Source organism: Vibrio sp. ZF57, assembly GCF_001691235.1.
Taxonomy (GTDB): domain Bacteria; phylum Pseudomonadota; class Gammaproteobacteria; order Enterobacterales; family Vibrionaceae; genus Vibrio; species Vibrio crassostreae_C.
Genome location: NZ_MAKD01000118.1, coordinates 25,964 through 37,422, shown reverse-complemented (window position 1 = coordinate 37,422; position 11,459 = coordinate 25,964). Strand labels below are relative to the sequence as shown.

Below are 11,459 nucleotides of genomic sequence, written 5' to 3'. Positions count from 1 at the left end.
TCGAATACGTGGCTTTTCAGATTGCTCCGCCACGGCTTTCAAGCACTCTTCTAGCGGCATGCCTGATTGCACCAAGGTGGAAATTTGGCGAGTAATCAAAGCAAGGTCTGGCGTGCTGATACCACGCTTAAAGCTAGTCGAAGGCTGTGCACCTTTCGCTGTTTTGGCCTTGGCTTCGGTCATCTCAACCGGCATCAAGCCTTGTTCTTTTAAGCGCTGGCGAGCCTGACGAGCGTTATCCGCTTCAATCGAGCCCTTTTTGCTCTTACCCTTGGCATCCAGTGCTTTGTATTCAAATGCCGCCATACTAGACTTCCTTGGTCACGCGCATCACTTCTTCTAAGGACGTTACCCCTTTCAGAACTTTGCTCAAGCCATCATCTCGAATACTTGGTGTTGTGCCACGAATTGCTTTCTCAATCGCCTGTTCGCCAGCCTCACTGTGAATCAGCTCTTGTACCGAATCGTCAATCATCAATAGCTCATGAATACCAGTACGGCCTCGATAGCCTTTGTGACTGCAGCTTTCACACCCTTTGGCATGGTAAAGCGTTAGGCTGTCTTTCTTCTTCAACCCAAACAGTTTTTTCTGTTCTTTATCCGCTTCGTAAGGTTCTTTACAGTCGTTACACAGGGTGCGAACCAAGCGCTGAGCCAAAACACCCAGCAGCGAAGAAGAGATCAAGAAGGGTTCGATGCCCATATCACGCAGACGCGTAATTGCACCGATTGCCGTATTGGTGTGAAGGGTCGACATCACTAAGTGACCGGTCAAAGAGGCTTGAACAGCGATCTCTGCGGTCTCTAAGTCACGTATCTCACCAATCATTACCACATCGGGATCTTGACGAAGAATCGCACGTAAACCACGCGCAAAGGTCATATCAACCTTAGGGTTCACTTGTGTTTGACCAATGCCATCAATATCAAATTCAATTGGGTCTTCAACGGTAAGGATGTTGCGTTCGTTGCTGTTAAGCTCTTGCAGGCCTGCGTACAGGGTCGTTGATTTACCTGAGCCTGTCGGGCCAGTCACCAAGATAATGCCATGTGGGCGCTGAATCAGCTTACGGAAGTTTTCATGGTTTTCTGCTGTCATACCTAAACTGTGCAAGTCTAGACGAGTGGCGTTTTTGTCCAACAGACGCATTACCACACGCTCACCGTGCGAAGAAGGCATGGTTGAAACACGAACATCAACCGCTCGGCCACCAATACGCAAAGAAATACGACCATCTTGTGGCACGCGTTTTTCCGCAATATCCAATTTAGCCATAACCTTTACACGTGACACGAGCAGCGGAGCCAGTTTACGGCTTGGCGCTAGAACATCACGCAGCACACCATCAACTCGGAAACGGATACAAAGTGACTTTTCAAAGGTTTCGATGTGTATATCCGAAGCACCCTCTTTGATCGCCTCACCCAGCATCGCATTGATTAACTTGATGATTGGTGCATCATCTTCTGATTCAAGTAAGTCTTCGTCTTGAGGCAGTTCTTCCGCTAGTGAGAAGAAGTCATCACTATCAGCACCAATGTCTTCCATGAGCTGACGAGCTTCTGACGAGTCACGCTGATAAGCATCGGTCAGTTTTTTATCAAACTCATCGAGAGTAATCGCTTGTGGCGTGAAACCATTTTTCACAACACGACTCACTTCAATGATCGCCGCCGATTTCAGTGGCTCAACATAATAAAGTATCGGTGCGCGCTCTGGATGTTGATACTCCAACACCATCTTATAGCGATTCGCAAAGCTAAACGGCAAGCGCTGATAAGTACGTGCCGCCCCTACCAATTCAGCCATTATTCTGTTTCCATCTGATCAATGAAGGCTTGAAGTTCAGCCGGGTAATTCATGCTTTCGCCAAATTTAGGCAATACCGGGATGTTATCGTCTGCCATTAATTTCAGTCCTTGCTCAGCCTTGTACAACTGCTCAGCACGGATGAAGTTGTATTTACGCTGCGTGATACCATCGGCTGTCATACCATCACGAATAATGGTTGGTTTGATGAAGACCATTAGGTTCTTTTTCTCAACCTGAGTACTGGTTGATTTGAACAGGTGTCCTAGAACAGGGATATCGCCCAAGAACGGCACCTTAGATTCACTTTCCAGCGCTCGCTCGTCAATCAAGCCACCCAGCACCAGCATTTGACCGTCTTGAACAATCACTGACGTATTTAGCTGACGCTTAGCAAAACGAACATCTACTGCCCCGTTTGCGCCTAATACGTTCGATACTTCTTGTTCTATTTGCAGCTGAACTGAGTCACCTTCATTGATTTGTGGCACGACTTTTAGCTTGATACCCACTTCTTTACGTTCAACCGTTTGGAATGGGTTATCGTTACTTGAGCCTGCGGTCGAGCCAGTTAAAACAGGCACCTCTTCGCCCACAATGAACGACGCTTCGCCGTTATCCATCACGGTGATACTTGGAGAAGATAGGATATTTGAATTTGAATCGGTCGCTACTGCACTGATCAAGGCAGTCCAGTCACCCATCACTACGCTCATTGCCGCGCCATTAACGCCAGAAAGAGCAGAAGCTAACGTTGAGTAGTCACCGGATTCTGTGGTCGTTTCATTACGCAAAAAGGCGCCATTATCATCATAGACTGCGGTGGTCGTTTCAGTGTCTTTCGCTTCTTCTAAACCAACCATTACGCCACCGATTGACGCACCTGTGTTGCCATACTGAATCACAGCACCAGTATCAAGGTTACCCCATTGCACACCAAGGTTAATGCCATCACCCTCTGCCATCTCGACAATTAGGGCTTCAATCAATACTTGAGCACGACGAATATCCAACTGTGCGATCACATCTTGCAGCGCATTCATGATGTCCGGTTGTGCGGTAATCACCAACGAGTTGGTATCACTGTGAGCGGAGATCATCACTTGGTTACGTTGCGATGAGCTGCCTTTGGTTGAAGATTGCTTTTCTGATTGCAGGTTGTCCGACACGCCTTTCAGCACATCGACTAAATCTTCTGCTTTGGCGTATTTAAGGTAAATTACTTGGTTGTTGCCCTTGGTTGCCATTTCCACATCAAGCTGTTCAATCAACCTTCTTAAACGGCTACGTACCTTAGGGTCACCTGAGATAAGGATCGCATTGGTACGTTCATCGGCAACTAATTTAGGTTGTAGGAAGGCTGGTGTGTTTTGGGCATCTGTGGTTTTGCTTAGTGCATCAACGATACGTACCATTTCTGCCGCAGAAGCATTCTTTAGCTCAACGACTTCAATCTCTTTATCACCCGCTTGGTCAACACGCTTGATGATTTCAGCTAAACGGTTTACTACCGCCGCTCGGCCTGTAATAAGGATGATGTTGGCTGGGTCGTAGTGCACAACGTTACCCGCGCCTGCATTGTCGTTTAGTTGACGAAGCAGAGGAGAAAGTTCACGAACCGATACATTACGAACCGTCACTACACGCGTCACTACGCTATCACCAGTGATTGAATCACGGTCACCAACAACGGGGATCGCCGAAGTTTTAGAGTCTTTGGCTTTGATGATCTTAAGAACACCCGAGTCCATTTCAACGACTGCGTAGCCATACACCTCTAGTACGTTTAAGAAGAAGCTGTAATATTGCTCTTCATTCAATACGTCGTAGCTGCGTACATCGATTTTTCCGCGCACCGATGGATCAACGATGATCGTCTTCTCTAGGTTACGACCAACAATATTAATAAACTCTTGAATATCAGTGCCTTTAAAGCTGGCACTAAAATCACTCGCGATGGCTGCGGGTGTGCAGATCAAGCTTCCTGCTAATAACCATGCACTTTTCTTAAACCAATGCTTCACGTACTTCTCCTACACTTTCGTCCTTCGTTAGACGCAAAGTTTTAAAATTCAATAAACACTTCATGTTGTTGACCATCTCTCTCGACCACCAGATTTAGCTCTGTTAGTTCTGAGATGGAACGGAATATGTTGCCCATAGCAGCAGGGTCTGTCAGGTCTTGTCCATTTAACTGAGTGGCAATATCTCCGTTTTGGAGCCCAACAGAGTTAAAAAGTTCTGAATCTTTGCCAGGGCTCACACGATAACCGATCACTTTATCGTCACGCTTCACCTGAGACAGTCGAACATATTGGAAGATTTGTTGCGGATCTTTCATTATCTTCGCTTTAATTTCATCAAGCTTCTCTTCTTCGGAAGCGGGGTTATTGCCACGAACAGAAGAAGTGGTACGAGGTGGCGCAGGTGCTGATACCGCTAAACGCTTGTACTCAATACCTTCAAGCATCAAGGTTTCGTCTCGTCCTGAGTTATCAATGATAACGCGGTCGATTAATACCGCTTTTAACTTGGCTCGAGTGCCTTCAATCTCTTCATTAATTCCGTAGGTCGCTTGCGTGCCGCGATTGGCGATCACCGCTAAGCTCAGTTTTGGATTCGAGCTCGCGACTGCACCCACTAAAACGAGGTTTAATCGCGTCTTAGGCGCATCTTGGATAACTTGCTGTTCAACCACAGCGGGCGTGCTTGGGTTGTAAGCACCAAACATGTTGCTCTGCTGCAAAGAAGAGATATCAAGGGTCGATTGAGGTGCTGAAGACGATGAAGCCGTTGCTGTCCAAGGCGCGATAGTTTGCTCAGCAGGTTCGATAAACCATGCAAGCTGCCCTAAGATCCATGCGGAAGCTGCAATCAATACACAACAGGTCGCTAAGCTTAGTTTCTGCTGAAGTACAAATCCATTCTCTAATAAGCGGCTCAACATAGGAGAATTCCCTACGCGATTTTTGAGCTCTAAAAAGTTCACTTTCCTAGTCCCTTTTCATGACGACAAACGCTGCAAATCATTAAACTTTCAGCTTTTTTATTCATTCGTTCGATACCAAGCTTATTTAAGCAATAAGATCCTGAACTATATCATAGCAAATCGATAAATCGGCATAACATGGCTATTTTGTATTATGACTTGAAAAAAATGCCAACCGCCTCCACTTTAAGCTTCTACTTAATGTGATAAGCATCATCAAAAACATGTTGCGCACTGTTCGTTACAGTTAAACCGCATTCATTTCTCACTTAATAAGGCACAGCCCTATATGAAAACTGCTAATGAAGCTGTCAGACTCGATAAATGGTTGTGGGCAGCTCGTTTTTACAAAACCCGGTCTATTGCTCGCAACATGGTCGATGGTGGCAAAGTCCACTATAATGGTCAGCGCAGCAAGCCAAGTAAAATTGTCGAACTTGGGGCTGTGATTACACTGCGCCAAGGTAATGAAGAAAAGACGGTAACGATCGAGAAAATCTCAGCCCATCGTGGTGGAGCCCCGATCGCTCAAACCCTCTATGAAGAAACCACCGAAAGCTTGGCAAAAAGAGAAGAGTTTGCACAACAGCGCAAGCTAAATGCTCATAGCCCAGCACCAGAACGTCGCCCAGATAAAAAGCAACGTCGTGACATCATCAAGTTCAAGACTCAATAAGCTAGAAGGAATAGCCAAATGGCAGACCCAATGTCTACAAGTAATGTTTTAAATCGCTACCTATTTGAAGACCTATCAGTACGTGGTGAATTGGTACAGATGGACGAAGCGTACCAACAGATTATTTCTAGCAAGGAATACCCAGCTCCAGTACAAAAGCTGTTGGGTGAGCTACTGGTTTCAACGACGCTACTAACGGCGACCCTAAAGTTTGAAGGTTCTATCACGATGCAGCTGCAAGGTGACGGCCCAGTATCTCTAGCAGTTATCAATGGCGATCACGATCAGAAGATCCGTGGTGTTGCTCGCTTTGAAGGCGATATCGCAGACGACGCAGGTCTACACGCCCTAATGGGTAAAGGTCATCTAGTGATCACTATCGATCCTAAGAAAGGTGAGCGTTACCAAGGTATCGTTGGTCTTGAAGGTGACACGCTTGCACAAGTGCTTGAAGGCTACTTCGCTAACTCTGAACAGCTTAAGACTCGTCTATGGCTGCGCACTGGCGAGCATGAAGGCAAAGCACACGCTGCAGGTATGTTGCTACAAGTAATGCCTGACGGCACCGGTACTCCAGACGACTTCGAGCACCTAGAGCAACTAACAGACACCGTGAAAAACGAAGAGCTATTCACTCTAGAAGCGAACGAACTGCTTTACCGTTTGTACAACCAAGAGAAAGTACAGCTATTCACACCACAACCGGTTGAGTTCTTCTGTGGCTGTTCACGCGATCGAAGTGCAGCAGCAATCATTACTGTTGCTCAAGAAGAGATCTACGACATCCTAAGCACCGAAGGAAGCGTTGGTCTACACTGCGATTACTGTGGCACAAACTACTCGTTCGACAAGAATGATGTTGATGCACTGTACGCAGAAGCAGCAGATAAAGGCAGCAATACGGTTCATTAATTTACGGCGTACCAAAAACACGTAATTTACCCCAAAAAGGTCAGCACTCAGCTGGCCTTTTTTGTGATCAAAATAGCGCAAACTCCGTAACATCTCGTAATAAAATCACCGCTTAATTTTAATCAATTAATAATGTTCTCGCCCCTAGCGCAAAGGTTTGCGTACAGGATAGACTAGTTGGGCCAATATGTGACGAGACGCTTAAAACCCCATGGCTAATATGGATATTTTTTGAGCTATATCCCTGTTTCCCCCGAGTCTCGTTGCTAGCATGGTGAGCAGATAACAATAAAAAATTAATACAAAATCCCTACAAAATATCCTACAAGGAGCACCTATGACCGTTATGGAACATACAAAGGCTGCACAAATTGATCTAACTAAGCACGGACTGACTGGCGTTACTGAAGTTCTTCGTAATCCTAGCTACGAGCAGTTATTCGTTGAAGAAACACTGCCAGGTTTGGAAGGCTACGAAAAAGGCGTAGTAACGGAACTAGGCTCTGTTGCGGTAGACACTGGTATCTTTACTGGCCGCTCACCAAAAGATAAGTACATTGTTAAAGATGACACGACCCGCGATACCATGTGGTGGTCAGATCAAGGCAAAAATGACAACAAACCGATTACAACTGAAGTATGGAATGAGCTGAAAGAGCTTGTGACAACTCAGCTATCTGGCAAGCGCCTGTTTGTCATCGACGGTTATTGTGGTGCTAACCCTGATACGCGCTTAAGCGTGCGTATTATCACTGAAGTAGCGTGGCAAGCGCACTTCGTTAAGAACATGTTCATTCGTCCAACTGACGAAGAGCTAGCAACGTTCGAACCTGATTTCGTGGTAATGAACGGTGCTAAAACAACTAACCCTAACTGGGAAAAGCAGGGTCTAAACTCTGAAAACTTCGTTGCTTTCAACCTAACAGAGCGCGTTCAAATCATCGGTGGTACTTGGTACGGCGGTGAGATGAAGAAAGGCATGTTCGCAATGATGAACTACCTACTACCTCTACAAGGTATTGCTTCAATGCACTGTAGTGCAAACGTTGGCGAGAAAGGCGATGTCGCTATTTTCTTCGGTCTATCAGGCACTGGTAAAACAACCCTATCAACCGATCCTAAACGTGAGCTAATCGGTGATGATGAGCACGGTTGGGATGACGATGGTATCTTCAACTTTGAAGGTGGTTGTTACGCGAAGACAATTCGTCTATCTAAAGAAGCTGAACCTGAAATCTACAACGCAATCCGTCGTGATGCACTACTAGAGAACGTAACGGTTCGTGGCGATGGTTCTATCGATTTTGATGACGGTTCAAAAACAGAGAACACTCGTGTTTCTTACCCGATTCATCACATCGACAACATTGTTAAACCAGTATCAAAAGCAGGTCACGCTCAAAAAGTTATCTTCCTGACCGCTGATGCATTTGGTGTTCTACCGCCAGTATCTAAACTGACTCCAGAACAAACGAAGTACCACTTCCTATCTGGCTTCACAGCGAAACTAGCGGGTACAGAGCGCGGTATTACTGAGCCAACTCCTACGTTCTCTGCTGCGTTCGGTGCTGCATTCCTAACTCTTCACCCAACTCAGTACGCTGAAGTGCTTGTGAAACGTATGGAAGCGGCGGGAGCAGAAGCTTACCTAGTGAACACTGGTTGGAACGGCACAGGCAAACGTATCTCGATTCAAGATACTCGTGGCATCATTGACGCTATCTTAGATGGCTCAATCGACCAAGCGGATACTAAGGTTATCCCTATGTTTAACCTAGAAGTACCGCTAGCGTTGCACGACGTAGATCCTACGATTCTTGACCCGCGTGATACGTACACTGATCCATTGCAGTGGGAAAGCAAAGCGAAAGATCTAGCAGAGCGCTTCATCAACAACTTTGACAAGTACACAGATAACGCTGAAGGTAAGTCACTGGTTGCTGCAGGTCCACAACTAGACTAACCCTAAAGTCTGCTCGGGGTTGAGCGAAATGCAAAGACCCTGTTTCAAAATGATATTTTTGTAGCAAGCCCCTCTTTTGAGGGGCTTTTTTGTTGCTGCTTACCCATTTTTGTTCCACTCTGTTTTAAGACTAGTGAAAATTAAGGCTTTCAAGGAATGAAAAAGGTATTCATGGTGCTCGGCATTGTGCTTTCCATCATCGTTGCACTTCTCGCGGCGCTGCTATTAAGCTTACAAACTCAATACCGAGCTGATGTTGCTAACTTTTTTATCAAGCATACGATTGAACAACCTGTACTCATTGAAGATATTGAGTACCAGGCGCCGTATCACATCACCTTGATGGGCATTACCCAAAGCCAACCAGAAAAGCAAACACCTCTGTATATCGACAAGATCGATCTTTGGTTCAGCCCCAGATCGATGACAGAGGCCAAACTGGTCTTTGAATCTGTTTTGATCAGCGGCCTACAATTAGAGGCAGACGATCTAAAAACACTGACTTCTTTATTTACCCAACCAAACATCAAGCTCCACCAGCTGGCCATCAACAATCTCGACTTTTCGACGCCAGAGTTTAATGCGCGAGGCATCGACCTACAGATCTCCGCCCCAACGTGGAACAACGATAACTCGCTGCTACCTTATGGAAAAACCCAACTCTCTGCCTCACAACTGTATTGGCAAGGTGAGGCATTCGATAATCTGTTGATTGACCTAGACTTAAAACCTAGCGACAGCACCCTTTATGGTGTTTCGTTTGACTGGCGTGGCGCCAAGATTTCTGGGCAAGCTGAACAATATCAACAAGATTGGTCGTTGGTGAATGTGACCGTCGATGGCTTACGACTCAATCAGAAACAGACCCAAAACCTACTAAGCAAAGAGTGGGATGTTGCAGGCATTAAGATTAATCACATCAATAGCTTAGATATTCTGCGTAGCGACGTAGAGTGGCAAGATGGCCACCTCGCTGCCTTTGATGCCTCATTAGAAAATATCCAACTGCCTTTTGAAATCTGGAAACAACAGAAAGCCATTTTTTCTCTGCAAGCTGAAGGAGTGACCATTGATGATGACATGTTCATCGAGCCAAGCCTCAAGCTCAACCTAGAAGCAAACCGGATTCTGATTGAGGATTTCTATACTCAATTCCTGCAGGGCACTGTTCAGCTCAATGGCGAAGTCGCCCCTAGCAGCATTCAATTGGCGCAGCTCGACCTGCAAGGCATCAAGTGGATTACCGAAAACCAAGATAGCCCTCTACCGGCCGCTCGCCTATTGCCTTGGCTCACACAGCTCCAGAACGTCGAGATTAACCGACTTAATATAGAACGCAGCCAACTTATCCAACTAGCACAAACGCCTTACTGGCAGGTCTCTGGATTACATGTCGAGGGGCATCAAGTTCAACTGCTGCAAGATAGAAAACTGGGCTTATGGCAAGGGAAGCTGATGGCGAGCGCCAATGATGCCAGCTACCAAAATATTCTCAGCGCACAGCCTGTGGTTGAGATGAATAGCGAACAAGGAAAATGGACGCTGACTCGTCTGTTTGCACCACTCAGGAATGGCTACATTGAAGCCAATGCAACGCTCGATTTTAACCAAATCAGCAAGCCATGGAGCTTAGATATTTCTGCCGATGGGTTACCCATTGCGCCTATGCTGCAGCGACTTGAATTACCACTCGATGCAACCGGCTATGGCGAGTTTGAACTTCAAGCCGCAGGTTTATATGGCGACTCACTGATGCTCGGTTACTCAACCACAGGGCAACTCACTGGCAGCGTTCGCCAGGGTGTGATGACCTTTAATGACAAGCTTTCTGAAACATCGACTGATAACGTGTTTGAAATTCCAGAGCTTAATGCGCATTTTGACCGTGGGCGCTTCACTCTCGAACCGATGCATATTATTGGTGCATCATCAGCAGAGCAAGGCGAACAAAGGGTTCAAACGCTCAATGGCGAGGCTTCTGGAGAACTCGACTTGCTTAAAGCTGAGCAACACACCCTCTCGATTACCCTATCGGACCCATGCCATCAAATCTCAGGAAAGCTCACCCAAGCTGAGTATTCGGAGATTAACGACTGCCAACAAAAAAACGCCACTCCACAGGAGTAGCGCCTTGTATCTTTAATCTGTATCTGTTAGCCAGTGTCAGCTATACGTTTACGTTGGAGTCTGTTGATAATCGCTTTTTGTAGTCAGGGATCAGCATATAGGTTCCCGTAAACTCTACCGCTTCCACATCGCCGCTATGAATGGTCACGTGAATGATGATACGTGCCTTTCTTCCTGACGCAAGGCGGTCCAAGTCACCACTGATCCCATCCAATGAAGTAGAGGCAACAGGGTTTTGCTCAACCGGGTGACGATAACGAATATTACTGTCTGCCAGCACGATATCACCGGTCAGCCCGCGTTCTTTCATCAATAACCAAGTCATCCCCCAACCAGTTAAGGTCGCTAAGGTAAAGGCAGAGCCTGCAAACATGGTATTATGCGGGTTCAAGTTGGGATTCAGCTGAGCACTACACTCAAATTGGTAACCCGTGTATTGGTTGATCTTGATGCCCATCTTGTCACTGATCGGGATCTGATGTTCCCAGCGCTGCTGAAGCTCATTACACCACTCAGGCTTACGCAGAACGTCTGCCATTGGGTCAAGATGCTTAACCATCTGTTGGTGACGCACAGGGCCACGTTGATCGTTAATCTCACCGCGACGTTCAAATTCATTCTTCTCATAGAATGAGATCGCATCTTCACGTGCATTACACACCAAGCGCTTAGCACCCTCTTGGCGAGCCAATGACTCAAGTGCGACTAGAATCAACGAACCCATGCCTTTACTTTGGCGAGATTTCTTCACCGCCATATAGCGGATCTGACCTTCCAGATCTGGGGTGATATACAGACGACCAATCGCCATCGGGCGACCACGACCATCAACAATCATGCGATGGTGACTCATTGGGTCATATTCATCGCGCTCAGAACCTACCGGCATTCGCCAAGGTTCACGGAGCATCTGCCAACGAAAATGGTAATACTTGTTTAGCTGATTTTCGGTGGTTGGTGTTATGAGTTTAAACATGCTTAT

General features: G+C 46.5%; 8 protein-coding genes and 1 pseudogene. 4 read left to right on the top strand and 5 right to left on the bottom strand.

The window, feature by feature from the left end:
- The 4 genes and pseudogenes from A6D97_RS22250 to gspC all read right to left on the bottom strand — a co-directional run.
- Positions 1-306 (bottom strand): annotated as a pseudogene (locus A6D97_RS22250) (type II secretion system protein GspF); the annotation flags it as partial.
- Between the two features lies 1 nt (position 307).
- Entirely contained in the window at positions 308-1,810 is a 1,503-nt protein-coding gene (gene gspE, locus A6D97_RS18980) for a type II secretion system ATPase GspE (RefSeq protein ID WP_065585034.1), read from the bottom strand.
- A complete protein-coding gene (gene gspD, locus A6D97_RS18975) occupies positions 1,810-3,834 on the bottom strand; it encodes a type II secretion system secretin GspD (protein WP_065585033.1) in 2,025 nt (674 codons plus the stop codon). Before gspD ends, gspE begins: the two co-directional genes overlap by 1 nt.
- A 41-nt stretch (positions 3,835-3,875) precedes the next feature.
- A complete protein-coding gene (gspC, locus tag A6D97_RS18970) occupies positions 3,876-4,757 on the bottom strand; it encodes a type II secretion system protein GspC (RefSeq protein WP_065585032.1) in 882 nt (293 codons plus the stop codon).
- 331 nt (positions 4,758-5,088) lie between these two features.
- Here gspC and hslR point away from each other — a divergent pair, with 331 nt between their 5' ends.
- The 4 genes from hslR (at position 5,089) to A6D97_RS18950 (ending at position 10,477) form a co-directional block, all read left to right on the top strand.
- Positions 5,089-5,475: a ribosome-associated heat shock protein Hsp15 gene (gene hslR, locus A6D97_RS18965; protein ID WP_017062490.1), complete on the top strand. Its 387-nt coding sequence runs from the start codon at positions 5,089-5,091 to the stop codon at positions 5,473-5,475.
- 18 nt (positions 5,476-5,493) lie between these two features.
- Positions 5,494-6,387 carry an Hsp33 family molecular chaperone HslO gene (gene hslO, locus A6D97_RS18960; RefSeq protein ID WP_017063067.1) on the top strand — a complete coding sequence of 298 codons (894 nt, stop codon included), beginning with the start codon at positions 5,494-5,496 and terminating at the stop codon, positions 6,385-6,387.
- Positions 6,388-6,724: 337 nt separating this feature from the next.
- Positions 6,725-8,350, top strand: coding sequence for a phosphoenolpyruvate carboxykinase (ATP) (gene pckA, locus A6D97_RS18955; RefSeq protein ID WP_065585031.1), 1,626 nt, complete (start codon positions 6,725-6,727; stop codon positions 8,348-8,350).
- A gap of 156 nt (positions 8,351-8,506) precedes the next feature.
- On the top strand, positions 8,507-10,477 hold the full coding sequence (locus tag A6D97_RS18950) for an AsmA family protein (protein WP_065585030.1): 1,971 nt from the start codon (positions 8,507-8,509) through the stop codon (positions 10,475-10,477).
- Positions 10,478-10,517: 40 nt separating this feature from the next.
- On the opposite strand, the gene A6D97_RS18945 is transcribed toward A6D97_RS18950, so the two are convergent.
- Positions 10,518-11,453 carry a bifunctional GNAT family N-acetyltransferase/hotdog fold thioesterase gene (locus A6D97_RS18945; protein ID WP_017065806.1) on the bottom strand — a complete coding sequence of 312 codons (936 nt, stop codon included), beginning with the start codon at positions 11,451-11,453 and terminating at the stop codon, positions 10,518-10,520.
- Positions 11,454-11,459 lie beyond the last annotated feature (6 nt).

Coding starts and splice junctions, on each gene's coding strand:
- gspE (WP_065585034.1), bottom strand. CDS start 1,810: ATGGCTGAATTGGTAGGGGCGGCACGTACTTATCAGCGCTTGCCGTTT.
- gspC (WP_065585032.1), bottom strand. CDS start 4,757: ATGTTGAGCCGCTTATTAGAGAATGGATTTGTACTTCAGCAGAAACTA.
- hslR (WP_017062490.1), top strand. CDS start 5,089: ATGAAAACTGCTAATGAAGCTGTCAGACTCGATAAATGGTTGTGGGCA.
- hslO (WP_017063067.1), top strand. CDS start 5,494: ATGGCAGACCCAATGTCTACAAGTAATGTTTTAAATCGCTACCTATTT.
- pckA (WP_065585031.1), top strand. CDS start 6,725: ATGACCGTTATGGAACATACAAAGGCTGCACAAATTGATCTAACTAAG.
- A6D97_RS18950 (WP_065585030.1), top strand. CDS start 8,507: ATGAAAAAGGTATTCATGGTGCTCGGCATTGTGCTTTCCATCATCGTT.
- A6D97_RS18945 (WP_017065806.1), bottom strand. CDS start 11,453: ATGTTTAAACTCATAACACCAACCACCGAAAATCAGCTAAACAAGTAT.